Genomic DNA, 16,154 nt, shown 5'->3' with positions numbered 1-16,154 from the left:
CAAATTCAGCTGCCGGAATTCTACTCCAGTTCCCGGGTGGTTGGAACGCGAGCAATCGGTGCGGCGGGATCACCCGCCGCCCGCCCTTTGCTTGAGCATGATGCAAAACCGGTCCCCACTTTCCGGATCATGGTCGGATCATGCTCTAAAACGTCGCGCCGGCCTTGACCATGTAGGTGCGGCCGGGCAGCGGATAGGCCGAGAAACGGCCTTCCGTGAACGTGCTCGCGATGGCGTAGTCGTAGTAGAGCGCGTTGAACAGGTTGTTGACGCTGAGCGACCAGAAGAAGCGGTCGACCTGCCCGCTCAGCTTGATATCGGCGGTGGCGTTGCCCGGAATCCGGCTCTGGGTATTGGCCTGGTCGTTGTCCATGATCCGCGAGCTCCAGGCCCGCACCGTGGCGTCGAACACCAGATAGTTCTGCCAGATATTCCAGGTCACGCCGAGATTGCCGGTATAGCGCGACACCAGCGGCACGTCGTTGCCGGCCCAGATGCCCTCGCGGAACACGGCGCGGGTGATCGCCATGCCGCCGCGCAAGGTGACGGTGTCGCTGACCTTGAGCGAGGCGCTGGTCTCGGAGCCATAGCGGCGGGTCGGGTCGAGGTTGGTGTTGTAGAACAGCACCGGGTTGAAATGGATCTCGTTCTCCAGATCCATCAGGTAGACGCTGGTCTGCACCTGGAAGCGATTGGTCTTGACCCGGAAGCCGCCCTCGACGTCCTGCGAGGTTTGGGTCTTGAGCTGGAAGGTCTGCGGGATCGGGGCGAAGGTCACCGGATCGAATGACGGCCCCGACGCGACGCGCTCGTCGACATCGGGCGTGCGGAACGCGCGCGCGGCGCGGCCGAAAACCGAAAATGTGTCGGTGAACCGATGCTCGACGCCGACATGCAGCGCGTATTGCGTCTCGTTGCTGTCGAGCGGCGCGGCCTGCGCGTCGAATGCGAATGGCGCATTCGGGTCGTAGCGATCGCGCGCCGAGACGCTGGTGTTCTGGACGCGCGCGCCGTAGGAGAAGTCGGTGGTCGGCAGCAGGCCCAGCGTATGCTGCCAGTAGCCGGCGACGCTCTGCTGCTCGATATTGTAGATGTGGTAGGGGTCGACGCCCTGATAGGCGCCGCGCGCCTCGCGGAATGTCGAATCGTAATAGTCGATGCCGGTCAGGATCGTCGACGGCATCCCGAGCACCACATTCTTGACGCTCAGCCGCGGTGTCAGCGACCAGGTCTGCAGCGCGGCGTCGTTGTAGGTCGAGGCGAAGCTGATGGTCGGCACCGTGCCGAAGAAGCCGCTCTGCGTCTCGCGCTGCCGCCAGCCGCCGTCGACGATGAGGTCGACGCCGTTGATCAGCGTCTTGGTGAAGCCGGCGGTGACGCTGGCCGTCTGCTGGTTGGCATAGTCGAACGGCGTTGCGGCGCCGCGGCGATCGGTGAGCAGTTCGTTGACGCCGATCGACGGATCGACCAGCCGCCCGCCGGGCAGCCCGAGCTTCTGGTCGCTGCCGGTGACGGTCAAGAAGGCGGTGAGATCAGGCGTGGTGTAGTTGACGTTGCCGACCGCGTTGCGCTGGTCGAGCGCATTGTTGACGCGGTAGCCGTCGGACTTGATGCCGTTGCCGTAGAACGAGGTGGACCACGGCCCCGCATTGAGCGCCGCAGAGACCGCGGCCATCCGGGTGTTGAACGAACCGAATCCGGCCTCGGCTCTGATCGTGGCGGGTGGGCCGCCGGCGCCGGTCTTGGTGATGATGTTGACCACGCCGCCGACTGCGTTGTCGCCGTAGAGCACCGCGCCGCTGTTGCCGCGGGTGATCTCGATGCGTTCGATCGAATCGAGCGGGATGGTAGTCAGGTCGAAGCCGGCCTTGTCGACGTCGTTGAGGCGGCGGCCGTTGAGCAGGAACAGCGTGTTGTCGGTCGCGAATGCACCGAAGCCGCGCAGGTCGACCATGGTCTTGGCGCCATTCGGGCCGCCATAGGGGGTTTGCAATTGCACGCCCGGCACCTGCGCAAGGATCTCGGGCAGCGACTGCACCGGCGCATGCGCGATGTCGTCAGCGGTGATCACGGCCGAGGAGGTGCCGACGATGCCGGCGAACTGGCGCCCGCCGCCGGTTCCTGTGACCGGTGCGGTCCCCGTCGCGCTCGATCCGGCCCCGCTGCCCGTGTTGCTGCCCTGCGCGGTGCCCGGCGCCGGGCGGCGCGGCGCCGGCGCGTCGTCAGCGGCCGGCTTGGCCCGCGTAAAATTCTGGTCGCTCGGTTTGGTGACTTCGATCGCCGGCAGCTGATCGGGAGCGGGCGCCTGCTGCGCCCGTGCGCTTGAGATGATGATAGCCGGCATGATCATCGTCGACGCGAGCAGAAGCGCGCGGCGCCGCCGATGAGTAGGGAAGGAGAACATAGGCGAGACCTCGGTAACGTCGGTGGCACGTCACCGCGAACCAGTCTCACCATGTGCTTGCAGCATCAGGTGAAGCTCATGCCTGTACTCCCCGACCGGCATCATCGCGTGTGACCACGGCTGACGGCAGGTCTCCTGGCTCGCGGGTCGTTACCCTTCGTCGCCTTCCCAGGACCGAGATTCCCAGTGGCATCTGACGAAGGATTCACCGCATACAGTTGCGGGGGCAGCCGCGGCGTTGGGGAAGTTTCCCCGTACCGCATTCCCTTTTCATCTCATGAAAGAACCGTCATGTTCATCTAGGGTTCGGCCAGGCCGCAAAGTCAATCCGGCGGACGTCGGGCGATGGCCGCACGGCCCCGGTTTTTGTCGAGTGTCGCTTGTCTGCCACGGCGATCGCTGTAAGAGCATGGATCCAATGAGCGTGCAGGATTTTGCCTTGGCGGCCGAGGTCGCGGCGCGGCGGCGGTGGGGCGCCACCGCGGCGCTGCTCGCGCTCGTGGTGCTGCTGTGCGTGCTCTCGCTCGGCATCGGGCCGGTACGGCTGTCGCCGCTTGCGGTGATCGAGGCGCTGTTCGGTGGCGGCAGCGACGTGGCGCAGGTGATCGTGCGCGAGATCCGCCTGCCGCGCACCATCCTGGCGTTCGCGATCGGCGGCATTCTCGGGCTGTCGGGCGCGGCGCTGCAAGGGCTGCTACGCAATCCGCTGGCCTCGCCGTCGCTGTTCGGCGCGCCGCAATCGGCGGCATTCGGCGCGGTGCTGGTGATCGCGCTGGGCCTCGCCGATGTGCGCTCCTACGCGCTGCCGGTGGTCGCGATCATCGCCGCGTTCGGCTCGGTGTTCGCGTTGCTCGCGATCGCCGGCCGCAACGCCGGGCTGCTGATCCTGATCCTCGCCGGGCTTGCGATCTCGAGCTTCGCGGGAGCTGCGACCGCGCTGGTGATGAACCTCTCCAGCAATCCCTTCGTGGTGCTCGAGATCGCGTTCTGGCTGCTCGGCTCGCTGGAGGATCGCAGCTTCCAGCACGTCGCGCTGGCGCTGCCCTTCATCATCGTGGGCGGGGCCATCCTGCTGAGCCAGGCCAGCGCCTTCCGCGCGCTGACACTCGGCGAGGAGGCGGCGCAGAGCCTCGGCGTCGATGTCGGACGGTTACGGCTCTACGTCATCACGGGCGTGGCGCTCGGGGTCGGCGGCGCGGTCGCGGTGACCGGCACGATCGGCTTCATCGGCCTGGTCGCGCCGCATCTGATGCGTCCCCCGATCGGTCACGATCCGGCGCGGCTCCTGGTGCCGAGCGCGCTCACCGGCTCCGCGCTGCTGCTCGCGGCCGATATCGCGGTGCGCATCATCCCCTCGACCTCGGACATCAAGGTCGGCGTGCTGACCTCGATCATCGGCGTGCCGTTCTTCCTCTATCTGATCATGCGCGAACGCCGGGCGCTCGGTGGAGGCGTGGCATGACGCTGCTCTCCGCGGCCGCGCTCAACGTCTCGCTCGGCAGCCGCAAGGTGCTGCACGATGTCTCGCTGTCGCTGGCAGCCGGCCATCTGGTCGCGCTGGTCGGGCCGAACGGCGCCGGCAAGACCACGCTGCTGCGCGCGCTGGCCGGGCTGATTCCCTCCGATGGTGACATCAGGATCGGCGGCGACGCGCTGGCGTCGCTGCCGTTGCGCGAGCGCGCGAAACGCTTCGCGTATCTGCCGCAGGGACACATGGTGCACTGGCCGCTGCCGGCGCGCGACATCGTGGCACTCGGCCGCTATCCGCATGGCGCGACCGATCCGGCGCGGTTGTCGCCCAGGGATATGGAGGCGGTGCTGCGGGCGATGCAGGCGGTCGACGTCACGGAATTCAGCGATCGCCGCGTCACCGAGCTGTCCGGCGGCGAGCGCAGCCGCGTCGCGCTGGCCCGGGTGCTCGCGGTCGAGGCGCCCGTGATCCTCGCCGACGAGCCGACCGCCTCGCTCGATCCGCGCCACCAGATCGACGTGATGCAGAAGCTGCGCAACGTCGCCGACACCGGCGTGCTTGTCGTCGTGGTGACGCATGATCTCGGGCTCGCCGCCCGCTTTGCGGATCACGTGCTGGTGCTGTCGGAGGGGCGGCTGGCGGCACAGGGTGCGCCTGATGAGGCGCTGTCGGAAGCCGTTCTTGCCAGCGTATTCCGGGTCAGCGCCTACCGCGCCGAATTCCAGCGCGAGGCCGTCATCGTGCCGTGGGCGGACGTCTGATGATGCGGCGTCTCGCAGCTCTGGCAGCGGCCGCATGGATGTCGTGTGGCGCCGCGTCCGCCGCCGGCCCCCGCATCGTCTCGATGAATGTCTGCAGCGACCAGCTCGTGCTGTCGCTCGCCGACCGCGACCAGATCATCGGCCTCAGCCGCTTTTCGCGCGATGCCTGGCAATCCTGGGCCGCCGACAAGGCGCGAAACTATCCGCGCCTGTCGGGCGAGGCCGAAGATGTGCTGCTGCTCAAGCCGGACCTTGTCGTGGTCAGCCTGTTCGACAAGCGCGCGACCCGCGATCTGCTGAAGGCCAAGGGGCTGCACCTCGTCGAATTCACGGTGCCGCGGACGCTGGACGAGGTGAAGGACCAGATCCGCGCGATGGGTGACGTGCTGCAGCATCCGGATCGCGCCGAGGCGGAGATCGCGCGCCTCGATGCGGCCGTTGCGCGGGCGCGCGATCTGGCGGACGTGCATCATTATCGCGTATTGCCGCTGGAGCGGCGCGGCTTCGTGCCGGGAGACAGCAGCCTGATCAGCTCGCTGCTGGCTGCGACCGGTCTCTCCAACGCGGCGAGCGAACTCGGCGTCGGCGCAGGCGGATTCGCCTCGTTGGAAGCAATCGTAAAACTGCGGCCGGATTTCATCCTGGTGTCGGAGGCCGGCGATCGCGCCGAGGATGACGGCCGCGCCTTCCTGCTGCATCCGGCGCTGGAGCGCTTCTATCCGGAAGGCAAGCGCATCGTGCTGCCGGAGCGGCTCACCGTGTGCGGCGGCGTGATGCTGGCGGATGCGCTGGACCGGTTGACGGAAGAGCTGAAAAGGGTGACGCGGTAGTGGATACGCCGTGCGGTCTCAGACCGTCATCCTGAGGTGCGAGCGGAGCGAGCCTCGAAGGATGCACGGCCTGGATGTTTCCAAATACTTGCGGATGAAGTGTGGCCGTCGCCCTTCGAGGCTCGCTCCGCTCGCACCTCAGGGTGACGGCGAGATACTTTATGCGTGTCGGCGAACGGTTAACCGATCATCCCATCACCACCGGCCCGCCCGCCTTCTTCCAGGCGTCGATGCCGCCTTCGATATGGGCGGTGTTCGCCAGCCCGGCTTTCTTCGCGGCAGCCACCGCCATCGCCGAGCGCTCGCCGAAGGCGCAGAAGAACACCACGCGGCGGCCGGTCGCAGCCGCGACCTCGCGCAGCATGCCGCCGGGCTGCAAGGTGGCGCAGATCCCGGGATAGGGCGCGTGCATGGCGCCGGCGAGCGTGCCGTGCTTGGCGCGTTCACCGCTCTCGCGCAAATCGACCAGCAGGATATCGGGCCGGCCGAGGCTCGCGATGGCGTCGCGCGCGTTGAGCGAGAGGCCTTCCTTGGCGAGCTCGTCCTGGTGCAGGCCGACATGCATGTTGGCGGGCAGCACGACGTCCATCAGCTTCGGGTTCGGCAGATTGAGATTGTTCATCAGCTCGACATAGTCGTCGATCGACTTCACCTGCAGCCGCGGATTGTAGCGTTTCTCCTCGCCGATGGTGGAGACGGTGTCGCCCTTGTAGTCATGCGCCGGGAATACCATGGTCTCCTCGGGCAGCTTCAGCAGCCGGTTGAAGATCGAATCGTACTGCGCCCGCGCGCTGCCGTTCTGGAAATCGGTGCGGCCGGTGCCGCGGATCAACAGCGTGTCGCCGGTGAACACGCGGTCGCCCATCAGATAGCTATAGGAATCGTCGGTGTGGCCGGGCGTGTACATCGCCTCGAGGCAGAGCCCTTCGATCGTCACTCTGTCGCCGTCGGACACGCGCATCGACACCACGTCGGCCTTGCTCTGCTCGCCCATGATGGTGATGCACTGGGTGCGGTCGCGTAGCTCGCCGAGGCCGGTGACGTGATCGGCGTGCAGATGGGTGTCGACGGCTTTCACCAGGCGGAGGTCGAGTTCCTGCAGCAGCTTGCAGTAGCGGTCGGCCTTCTCCAGCACCGGGTCGAGGATCAGCGCCTCGCCGCCGGCGCGGCTGGCGAGCAGGTAGCTGTAGGTGCCGGACACGCTGTCGAACAGCTGGCGAAAGATCATGGCGGCTTACCTATTCTCCGGGTCGAGTCGTGGGAGAGGATATTATTCCATAGATGGGGTGCATTCAAAGCAAATCCATCCCCGTGCGACTCCGAATCCGTCACCCCGACCCGTCCCCGTCACCCTGAGGAGGCTGCGTAGCAGCCGTCTCGAAGGGTGAATGGCCCGTGTCTTTGACGATGGCGACGCGGAGAAATCGGGGCCGTCCATCCTTCGAGACGCCGCTGCGCGGCTCCTCCAGCGACAAAGGCGAAGCCTTTGCGCGGGGATGACGGGATGTGCTTCGAGATCGTGGCAGGACAGACCTAAGGCCTCACGTAACTCCAGCCCTGCTCCTGCAGCTCCATCAGATGCACCACGCCCGATGGTACGATGGTGGCATCGGGGACGACGGAGATGGCGTGGCCCTCGGCCTTTTCCATGCCCTGCCTGGTGTTGTTGCAGGCGGAGAACTGGATCTTGCCCGGGAAGACGTAATCCTTGAGCCGCTTGATGCGGTCCTGCACCGGTGAGGTGTCGCTGCGCAGCATGTTCAGGCCGGGGCCGTAGGTGACGACGTCGATCTCCACGTCCTCGTTCCTGGCGCGGTAATATTCGATCACGTTGGTCGCGTTGTTGAGCGCGAGATTCATGATCTGCGGGTCGTTCTGGTCGACCTGGATCGCGATGTGGTGCGGCTTATCGGCGGCGAGTGCGCTCGTAGTTAACGCAAGCGAAAGCAGCGCGGCAGTGGCGAGACGGCGAAGCATGGGAGAGTCTCTCAATGTGACCGCCGCTCTTACCTCGTCATTGCGAGGAGCGAAGCGACGAAGCAATCCATTCTATCCCTGCGGCGAAACATGGATTGCTTCGCTTCGCTCGCAATGACGGTAGGGGCAGTTACGGCCGAACCAGCGTGTAGCCGTTCTCGGTGAGAAGTAAAATCTGTGCGACGCCGACCTGCACGGGGGTGGCGGCTGTGATGTAGTCCGGCCGCTTGCCGGTGTCGCGTTCGATCGTGTCGACGGTGTTGAGGCAGATGTCGACCCGCGCGCCCTGCGCCACCAGGCTCTCGACCAGCTTGCGGTTCGGGTTGTCGGGCCTCAGCAGCTCGATCCCCGGGCCGAAGGCGACGATCTCGACCGCGACCTTGTCGGGGTCGTAATGCTTCATCAGATTGTTGGCGACGCTGATCACGAGGCTCTGCTTCTTCGGGTCGCTGTCGGAGAGCTGCAGCACGACCTTGTGCTCGGCGAACGGCTTGTCCTGCAACGGCGCGAGCTGGGCGCGGGCGAGCGGCGTCGCGAGCGCGGCAAGACCGAGCGCAGCAAACAGCACGCGCCGCATCACCCGTGCCTCGCAATACCCGGATTGTCGTCGACGCCTTTCAGCGTGACGGCGGGCTCGTCGCGGTTCGGCGGCCGGCTGGAGCGCAGGTGATTTGCGACGACATCCCAGACCGGCGGGCCGCTCTGCTGGTTGACCGAGGCCCAGCCCGCGACCTTGTAGTGCTTGCCGGCCTCGAGATGCTTGCCGTTGCCGAGCTTCAGCTCGGAAATGCGCTTGCCGACGCTCTCGCCCGGCGTGCAGGTGTAGGCGAGGCCGCCGACGCGGACCATGTCGCCGCCCTGCTGATAATAGGGATCGGTGTTGAACAAATTGTCGCAGACGTCTTCCAGCACGTCCTTGATCTGGCTGCCGGTCATCTTCGCGACGTAGGTCTCGGGATAGGTGATCGCGGTTTCCGACAGCACGTCTTCCATGGTCAGCGGCTGGCCGGCCAGCGTGGTGAGGCCCCAGCGGAATCCGGGCGACAGCGCGATCTCGGCGTTTAGCTCGTTCAGCAGCGCGTCGCAGATCAATTGATCGACGGTGCCGGAGAAATTGCCGCGGCGGTAGAGCAGGCGGTCGGCCGTGCCGAGCTTGTCGCCCCACTCGTCGGCATGCGGATCGCGCATCTTGTCGATCAGCGCCTGCATCGCAGGATCGGGCTTCAGCAGCTCGGCGAAAACAGGCAGCAGGCGGTAGCGGATGTTGGCGACCTTGCCCTTGGCGAGATCGAGATCGAGCACGCCGATGAACTTGCCGTTGGAGCCGGCATTGGTGACCAGCGTGACGCCGCCGGCATTGGTCACGGTGATCGGGATCGGGATCGCATCATGGGTGTGGCCGCCCAAAATGACGTCGATGCCGGTGACGCGGCTGGCGAGCTTGAGGTCGACATCCATGCCGTTATGCGACAGCAGGATCACCGCCTCGACCTTGTCGTTGTTGCGATGGCCGTCGACGAGCCTTTGCAGTTCCTCGTCGCGGATGCCGAAGGTCCAGTCCGGCGTATAGCGCTTCGGATGGGCGATCGGCACGTAGGGGAAGGCCTGGCCGATGATCGCGACACGGTGGCCGCCGATCTCCTTGATCGTGGACGGCTTGAAGACGCGGCCCGAGGCCGGATCGAACGCCTTGGCGTCGTTGAACGCGGCTTCCTCGGTCAGGAATACGTTCTGTGCCAAAAACTCGCCCTTGAAGCGGGAGAGATTGTCGCGCAGCACCTGCTCGCCATAGGTGAATTCCCAATGCCCGGTCATCGCCTCGATGCCGAGCAGATTGGCCGCCTCGACCATATCGGCGCCGTTCATCGCGCTGGCGAGCGCCGAGCCCTGCCAGAGGTCGCCGCCGTCGAGCAGGATCGCGCGCTTCTCGCCGACATCGGCACGCAGCTTGTCGACCAGCGTCTTCAGATGGGCAAAGCCGCCGAGCCGGCCGAAGCGGATCGCCGCCTTCTCGAACTCTACGCAGGTGAAGGCATAGGCGTCGGCGCTGTCCGGCCGGATGCCGAAGCGGTCGAGGAACGCCTTGCCGACCAGATGCGGCGGCTGACCGGCCATCGCGCCGACGCCGAGATTGACGCCGGGCTCACGGAAGAACACCGGCTTCAGCTGCGCATGGGTGTCGGTCATGTGCAGGATGCGGGCGTTGCCGAAGCGTTCGAGGTCGTAGACGCTCGCGGTATCGGCGCCGCGCGCGAGGCGGGGCAGGCCGGCCGTCAGCGTCACGGCGGCCGAAGCTCTCAGGAAATCCCGGCGGCGGATGATCATCACTCTCTCCGCGCGGCCCCTGGCCTGCGCGCCTTTAACGAACTTCCATGTCCTTCCAGCGTTCCTTTTCGCTGGTGGCCTGGAAGATCGATGCCTTTGCCAGCGCCTCGGCCTCCTTGGCCTGGGCGACTGCGGTGTCGAAATCACCAGCATCTCCGGCCTTTTTTGCGGCCGATAGCGTCGAGGCCGTGGTGGTCCACTGGTTGCGCAGGGCTCCGGCTTCCTTGTTGGCGGCTTCAGCCGCGGCATAGGCCGCCTTGTAGTCGGCCTCGGAGGCGGCAAGCGCTGTGCTTGCGGTCGCGAGCAGCAGGGCCGATGCGGCGAAGATGGCTCTGATGGCCCCGCTCATGGCCGCGCTCCTGGGCCTGAAATCGGCAGGCCATTGCTGACATAGGACAAATAATATTCGAGGTTACGGTACTCGTCGTCCTGCGGATTGAGCGGCACGCCGCGGATCTGGCTGTTGCAGGTGGTGAAGCGGCGGCTGGTGGTGCCCATACCGCTCCATTCCGAACGGTAGATCGGCATCGCGTTCAGGATGCCGAGCGCCGGTGCCAGCACCTCGGCGCGAATCCGCTCGCCCGGGCTCTGGATGTGGCAGGTCGCGCAGGAGAAATTGAGCTGGCCGCGGCGGGTGTAGAAATACTCCTTGCCCTTCTGATAGGCCTGAAGCGCGCGCGGATCGTTCGGGATCTGGATGTCCATCGGCTTGCCGCGCGAGGTGAACGCCATGTAGGCGGTCAGCGCCGCCATGTCGTCCTTCACATAGGAGAACGGCGCCTCGCCATTGGCCTCGCGGCAGCGGTTGAGCGCGAGCTCGAGGGTGACGACCTTGCCTTCCTTCTCGTCGAAATAGGGGTAGTTCTGGCGGATGCCGATGCCCTTGTTCGGGAAGCAGTCGGCATAGGTCTTGCCGTTCTTGAACGGCGTCGTGAACATTTCCTTGCCGGCTTCGAGCGAGAACTCGTAGGGCGGAAATTGCTCCTTTTCTTCCCACTGCTTGTGCAGGTCCTCATTCATCGAATACGGACCGTTGACGAAATCCTCGAGCTTCAGCTTGGGGAATTTGCTGGTGAAGAATTTCTGGAACGCGGCCTTGTCGGCCGCGGGATCGACGCTGTCGGCCGCGCGCGCCGGCCCGCACGCCAGCATGCCGAGCGCGAACGTGGCAATTGCTGCGCGGATTGCGAGGCGCCGCGTCATTGAATCTTCGCCGTGGTGGTGTCGGTCGCGCCCTTGTTGTCGACCCAGCTGACCTTCAGATCGTCGCCCTTCTTGCCGCCCTTGAAGGCGAACTTGACGTAGGGATCCTTGGAGACGCCGCCGCCCCAGTCGGCGACGAACACCGGCTTGCCGTCATACTCGAAGGTGAGCTGCTGGATGAAATGCGGCGGAATGATCTCGCCCTTGGCGTCCTTGACGAAGCCGGAATCCATCGGATGCTGGATCAGCGCCTGCACCTCGGTGGTGTCGCCGTTTGAGGTGGCGCGCACGCGAATGCTCGATGCCATCGGTTTGCTTCCTTATCGTTTGCGCGTTCAGCCGCCGCAGCCGCCGACGGTGACCTTGATTTCCTTTTTGGCGCTGTAGAGCTTGCCGCCGGCCTCGACGATCACGGTGACGTTGCTGGTCTTGGCCATCTTGATGCGGTTGGCGACGCTCGGCACGGTGCCGGCCGGGATCTTGTACGAGGCGACCAGCGAGATCGGGTTCTCGCTGACCAGAAACGAGATCGTGGTGACGTCGGGAAGCGTCGTGGTGGCGGAGATCGGCACCACCGCGCCGTTCTCGGCGATTTCAGGCGCGTCCATCTTGATCTTGTCCGAGGGCTCGGCGGTCTTGCCGTAGAGCGCCTTGATCGCGTCGGCCTCGTTCTTCTGCTTGAACGCCTCTTCCGGATATTTGTCGTTGGCGGCGGCGAGCGCCTGCGGCACGTCGAACGGAATGACCCCGAGGCCGATCAGCGCGGCGACGCCCGCGCACTTCAGCACCAGGCGGCGCGTCGTCGAAAATTCGCTGGTCGTGATGTTCATCGAAAAAATCTCCTCACGCGACGTCGCGGCGTCACAGCGTTTGCAGGAAGTCCACCACCGCGTTGATTTCCTTCTCGCTCAAGATCCGGTTTCGTCCGAACGGCGGCATCACGGTCTGCGGGTTGCGCTTGGTCTCGTCGGTCACGATCGCAACCAGCTCGTCGCGGCTGTATTTCGCCTTCAGCCCGGTCAATTCGGGGCCGATCGTGCCGGGCAGGTCGCCACCCTTGATGACATGGCAGGTTAGGCAATTACCCTTGCCGCGGTCGAACGCGAGCTTCTGGCCCTCGGCGGCGGATTGGGCCTGCGCGGGCGCGGCCATGGCGGTACCCGCCAGCAGCGCCAGAACGAAGGCTGGCTTGGTGAAAGTGGCGATCAAGGACGTTTCCCGGGCTTCAATCTCGATGATCCCATCGCAATATAAAGAGTGGAAAGCACAAAGGCCATCGGCTGGCAACTCGGAGAATAGGCGCGTTGCGACGGGGTTAATGGAAGCGTGGTGGTCCGGAACGGGAGTGATCTCCCGCGCCTTCCGCCTGTCATGTTTGTGCGGTTGAGATGCGATTGGACCTTGAGGAGAAGCGGCGTGGCGGAGTTCGTGGTGGAGTTCGGCAAGGACGGCAGCCCGGTCGAGGCGGACGGGCGGCTCGACGCGGCGGCGTTCCACCGCAATCACCAGCCGATCTGGGCGGTCCTGAAGAATTACCTCTCAGGCCGGTCCGGTGAGGTGCTCGAAGCCGGCAGTGGCACCGGTCAGCACGTCGTCTATTTCGCCGGCCAGACGCCGGATATCATCTGGTGGCCGAGCGACCTTCATGCCGCGCACCTGCGCAGCATCGAGGCCTGGCGCGCGCATGCCGCCCTTGCCAACATCCAGCCGCCGCAGCCGATCGATCTGTCCGATCCGGCCTGGTCGCCGGCGCCATCGGACGGCAAAGGTCCGGACAAACTGCTCGCGATCTTCTGCGCCAACGTGATCCACATCGCGCCGTGGCGCGTCGCCGAGGGCCTGTTCGCCGGCGCCGCGCGGCATCTGCGCGCCGACGGCCGGCTGTTCCTCTACGGCCCGTTCAAGCGCGGCGGCAAGCACACCGCGCTCAGCAATGCCGTGTTCGACACCTCGCTGCGCGAGCGCGACGCCGAATGGGGCGTGCGCGACATCGCCGATCTCGAGACGCTCGCGGAGCGTGTTGGCCTGAAGCTTGACGGCAGCTTCGAGATGCCGGCCAACAACATGATCCTGATGTTCGTGCGGAAGTAGCTGCGCTCACGAATTGCCGTCGATCCAGCCGATCTTCTCCCTCAGGAAGGTGTGGCCGAGCGCGATGAAGGTCGCGCGTTCCTGGTTGTCCTTGCCGAAGCCGTGACCTCCGGCGGCCGCCTCATAGAGATAGGCCTCGTACCCCATCGCCTGCAGCTTGGCGGTCATCTTGCGGGCATGGCCAGGATGCACGCGATCGTCGCGCTTCGTGGTCGCGATCAGGATCGGCGGATAATGCTGTCCCGGCTTCGCTGCATGATAGGCCGAATAGGTCTTGAGCCAGTCCCATTCCTCCGGCTTGTCGGGATCGCCGTATTCCGCGATCCAGCTCGCGCCGGCCAACAGCCTGGTGTAGCGGCGCATGTCGATCAGCGGAATCGTGCAGAACAGGGCGCCGAACCGTTCCGGATAGCGGGTCAGCATATTGGTGATCAGGATGCCGCCATTCGAGCCGCCTTCCGCGGCGATGCGGCCCGGCCGGGTGACGCCGCGCCGGACAAGATCGGCGGCGACCGCAGCGAAATCGTCGTGCGACAGCCGCTTGCCGGCATGGCGGCCGGCATCGTGCCAGCGCGTGCCGAACTCGCCGCCGCCGCGGATGTTGGCCTGCACCGTGGTGCCGCCGCGCTCCAGCCACAGCTTGCCGAGCGCCGAACTGTAATACGGCTTCACGGCAAGGCCGAAGCCGCCATACGCGGTCATATAGACCGGAGCATCGCCGGTTTCGGTGGTGGGACCGACCTGCACATAGGGGATTCGCTCGCCATCGACCGAGACGGCCTCGTGCTGTGTGATGACGAGACCGTCGGCGGAAAAGGTTTTCGGAGCCTGCTTCAGCAGCGTCGGGCTTCCGACTTGCTCGATCAACATCAGCGAGGGCGGCGTCAGCGGATCCTGGATGTTGGCCAGCATGTCTCCGTTGCTCTCGGCCTCATGGACGTCAAAGCGCCAGGCGTCGACAACGCCGATCTCGGGAAGTCCTTGCAGCCGCTGGTGCGCCCAGCCGTCCGCCGCAGGTGTGCAGATTTCGAACACCGGCCGCAGGTCGTCGAGAATCGACAGGATCAGCCGGTCGGCGGTCCACAAGAACCCCTGCAGCGCGCGACGCGCACCCGGTTCGAAGATGACAGTGAAGCGGCGGTCGCCGGCGAGAAACGCCGACAGCGAAATGCCGATCACGCTGTCCGCCGCATAGGTCGTCCCGGCCACCGTCCATGCCGAACGCAGTTTCACCGCGAGCCAATCCCGCTGCGCCTCGAGCCAGATGTCGGTGGGCAGATCGAGCCTGGTTCTGCCACCGGTCGCGTCACCGAGCCAGACATGCAGGTTGAAGAAATCGATTCGATCGGTGAACCAGAAGCGAGGAAGCGGTCCGGTCCGGTCGCCGCCGCAGTACACGGCCATATGATCGGCGGGGGCGTCGAAGACCACCGGCGCCTGCTCGACCGGCTCACCACGGCGCCACAGCCGTACGGTTCGCGCGTAACCGGAGGACGTGGCCATGCCCTCGCCGAGCGCGCTCGACAGCAGCAGCGTATCGGCATCGGCCCATTCCGCACCGCTCTTTGCTTCCGGCAGCACGAATCCGTCGGCAACGAAGCGCTTCGCCTCCAGATCGAACTCGCGCAGCATGGCGGCGTCGCTGCCGCCACGCGACAGGCCGACGATAGCACGTGATGCCGCCTCGGGAGGCGCGTGCGTCCAGCTCAGCAGCCAGTCCTTGCCTTCGTCGGCTGCAAGCCTGTCGACATCCAGCAGGATGTCCCATTCGGGATGTGGTTTGCGAAATTCCTCGAGGGTCGTTCGTCGCCACAGGCCGCGCGGATTCTTCGCGTCCTTCCACACATTGTAGAGCAGCCCGCCGCGGCGCGTGACATAGGGGATATTGTCCGGGCGGTCATAGATCGCCGCCAGTTCATCACGATCGGCTGCGAATCGCGCGCCGCCGAATTTTTCCAGCGTCAGCCGGCTCTGCCGCTCGACGAACTCCAGCGCGTGCTTCCCCTCGATATCCTCCAGCCACAGATAGGGATCATCGTCGGGGGCAGCGAGAGTGGGCCTTTCGTCTGAGGACACAGCACTGGCTCCATCAGGTCTGGTGACGGTTCCTTGATTTACGCGGGCACTCGCCTCCTGTCTATTGTGGGGCCCGCGGGAGGACGCCACGTGCGGATCAACTGTAGGCGAGGCACCACCCATCCCCGCGCAGCCAGCAACGCTCTTCGGGAATCCCGGCGTCCCGGGTGAGCCGCGTCACCTTCTGCCAGCCGCCGCGGGCGAAGGCTTCGGCCAGCGCCTTTTCCGACGTCTCGTCGCGGCCGCCGTCGCAGGGAATGATCGCGACCGGTGATATCCAGTCGGCGTGATACTCTGCGCCCTCGCGTCGGACCCGGAATACAGCGCCGGAGCGCGCCACCTGCTCCGGCGCGCCGCCCTTGAATCCTTCGTCGGATGTCAGCGGCAGGATCAGGCGGCCGCCATCGGCGAGGCCGTCGAGCCATCGCGCGGCAGGCCGGGTGCAGCCGGCGTTGACGTAGATCACATCGGCTGGATCGAACGAGACCAGCGTGCCGTCGCCTTCGATGATCTCGACATTGGCGTAGGCTCTGAGATTGGCGCGGGCGCGCGCCGCAAGGTCCGGGTCGTATTCGACGCCGGTCACGCGGCCGGACGGTCCGACCAGATGAGCGAGAATTGCCGTGTAGTAGCCGGTGCCCGTGCCGATATGCACGACGTGCTCGCCACGGGCAGGCGCGGCCTGGTGCATGAGATGCGCGTGCAGCGACGGCTGGCCGTTGTTGAGGCGCCGCTCGGGCCGCAAGGCGATGAGATCGTTGGTGTAGAGATAGACCGGATCGGCATCGGGCGTCGGCACGTAATCGCGGGTCCACCATCGCAGCATCATCCACGGTCCCGGGCCGACGAAGTCCTCGCGCGGAATGGCGGCAAAGGCCTCCATCAGCCGCGCGTTGACGACATTGGCGGCGGCCAGGATCTGCTTGGCATAGGCCGCGCGGACGATGCGGAGTTCGGCTTGCGGGTCCATTGCCGCACGCTCCTGCTTGTTGTGTGATTTGACACACCGAGGTGTG

General features: G+C 65.7%; 16 protein-coding genes and 1 riboswitch. Of the genes, 4 read left to right on the top strand and 12 right to left on the bottom strand.

What is annotated here, in order from left to right; genetic code table 11:
* Positions 1–145: 145 nt before the first annotated feature.
* Positions 146–2,344 carry a TonB-dependent receptor gene (locus BI327_RS28365; protein WP_394329889.1) on the bottom strand — a complete coding sequence of 733 codons (2,199 nt, stop codon included), beginning with the start codon at positions 2,342–2,344 and terminating at the stop codon, positions 146–148.
* Between the two features lie 168 nt (positions 2,345–2,512).
* Positions 2,513–2,710: riboswitch (cobalamin riboswitch) on the bottom strand.
* 112 nt (positions 2,711–2,822) lie between these two features.
* Between BI327_RS28365 and BI327_RS28360 the strand changes: the two genes are divergently transcribed.
* The 3 genes from BI327_RS28360 to BI327_RS28350 are packed head-to-tail and all read left to right on the top strand — an operon-like array spanning position 2,823 to position 5,466.
* Complete coding sequence (locus BI327_RS28360) at positions 2,823–3,866, top strand: FecCD family ABC transporter permease (protein ID WP_076864567.1); 1,044 nt, start codon at positions 2,823–2,825, stop codon at positions 3,864–3,866.
* Complete coding sequence (locus BI327_RS28355) at positions 3,863–4,636, top strand: ABC transporter ATP-binding protein (RefSeq protein ID WP_076864566.1); 774 nt, start codon at positions 3,863–3,865, stop codon at positions 4,634–4,636. Before BI327_RS28360 ends, BI327_RS28355 begins: the two co-directional genes overlap by 4 nt.
* Before the next feature lie 2 nt (positions 4,637–4,638).
* Positions 4,639–5,466, top strand: coding sequence for an ABC transporter substrate-binding protein (locus tag BI327_RS28350; RefSeq protein WP_076864837.1), 828 nt, complete (start codon positions 4,639–4,641; stop codon positions 5,464–5,466).
* 187 nt (positions 5,467–5,653) lie between these two features.
* On the opposite strand, the gene BI327_RS28345 is transcribed toward BI327_RS28350, so the two are convergent.
* The 9 genes from BI327_RS28345 to soxX form a co-directional block, all read right to left on the bottom strand.
* On the bottom strand, positions 5,654–6,694 hold the full coding sequence (locus tag BI327_RS28345) for an MBL fold metallo-hydrolase (RefSeq protein ID WP_076864565.1): 1,041 nt from the start codon (positions 6,692–6,694) through the stop codon (positions 5,654–5,656).
* Between the two features lie 305 nt (positions 6,695–6,999).
* Positions 7,000–7,443, bottom strand: a complete 444-nt coding sequence (locus BI327_RS28340; protein WP_076864564.1) for a DsrE family protein — start codon at positions 7,441–7,443, stop codon at positions 7,000–7,002.
* A gap of 130 nt (positions 7,444–7,573) precedes the next feature.
* A complete protein-coding gene (locus BI327_RS28335) occupies positions 7,574–8,023 on the bottom strand; it encodes a DsrE family protein (RefSeq protein ID WP_083742244.1) in 450 nt (149 codons plus the stop codon).
* Positions 8,020–9,768 carry a thiosulfohydrolase SoxB gene (gene soxB, locus BI327_RS28330; RefSeq protein WP_076864562.1) on the bottom strand — a complete coding sequence of 583 codons (1,749 nt, stop codon included), beginning with the start codon at positions 9,766–9,768 and terminating at the stop codon, positions 8,020–8,022. Before soxB ends, BI327_RS28335 begins: the two co-directional genes overlap by 4 nt.
* A 34-nt stretch (positions 9,769–9,802) precedes the next feature.
* The gene (locus tag BI327_RS28325; RefSeq protein WP_076864561.1) at positions 9,803–10,117 is read right to left on the bottom strand and encodes a hypothetical protein; all 315 of its coding nucleotides are present in this window, start codon (positions 10,115–10,117) and stop codon (positions 9,803–9,805) included.
* Entirely contained in the window at positions 10,114–10,971 is an 858-nt protein-coding gene (soxA, locus tag BI327_RS28320; RefSeq protein ID WP_076864560.1) for a sulfur oxidation c-type cytochrome SoxA, read from the bottom strand. The genes BI327_RS28325 and soxA overlap by 4 nt, the downstream gene beginning before the upstream one ends.
* Entirely contained in the window at positions 10,968–11,279 is a 312-nt protein-coding gene (gene soxZ / locus BI327_RS28315) for a thiosulfate oxidation carrier complex protein SoxZ (RefSeq protein WP_016848045.1), read from the bottom strand. Before soxZ ends, soxA begins: the two co-directional genes overlap by 4 nt.
* Positions 11,280–11,306: 27 nt before the next feature.
* Positions 11,307–11,801 carry a thiosulfate oxidation carrier protein SoxY gene (soxY, locus tag BI327_RS28310; RefSeq protein ID WP_076864559.1) on the bottom strand — a complete coding sequence of 165 codons (495 nt, stop codon included), beginning with the start codon at positions 11,799–11,801 and terminating at the stop codon, positions 11,307–11,309.
* Between the two features lie 31 nt (positions 11,802–11,832).
* The gene (soxX, locus tag BI327_RS28305) at positions 11,833–12,123 is read right to left on the bottom strand and encodes a sulfur oxidation c-type cytochrome SoxX (protein ID WP_076864836.1); all 291 of its coding nucleotides are present in this window, start codon (positions 12,121–12,123) and stop codon (positions 11,833–11,835) included.
* Between the two features lie 264 nt (positions 12,124–12,387).
* Between soxX and BI327_RS28300 the strand changes: the two genes are divergently transcribed.
* Positions 12,388–13,062: a DUF938 domain-containing protein gene (locus BI327_RS28300; protein ID WP_076864558.1), complete on the top strand. Its 675-nt coding sequence runs from the start codon at positions 12,388–12,390 to the stop codon at positions 13,060–13,062.
* A gap of 6 nt (positions 13,063–13,068) precedes the next feature.
* Here BI327_RS28300 and BI327_RS28295 read toward each other — a convergent pair whose 3' ends face one another.
* Complete coding sequence (locus BI327_RS28295; RefSeq protein WP_076864557.1) at positions 13,069–15,138, bottom strand: prolyl oligopeptidase family serine peptidase; 2,070 nt, start codon at positions 15,136–15,138, stop codon at positions 13,069–13,071.
* 97 nt (positions 15,139–15,235) lie between these two features.
* Positions 15,236–16,108, bottom strand: a complete 873-nt coding sequence (locus BI327_RS28290) for a protein-L-isoaspartate O-methyltransferase family protein (RefSeq protein WP_083742243.1) — start codon at positions 16,106–16,108, stop codon at positions 15,236–15,238.
* Between the last annotated feature and the right edge of the window lie 46 nt (positions 16,109–16,154).

It is taken from the genome of Bradyrhizobium mercantei (assembly GCF_001982635.1).
GTDB lineage: Bacteria > Pseudomonadota > Alphaproteobacteria > Rhizobiales > Xanthobacteraceae > Bradyrhizobium > Bradyrhizobium mercantei.
This window is presented reverse-complemented; position numbering and strand designations above follow the sequence as displayed.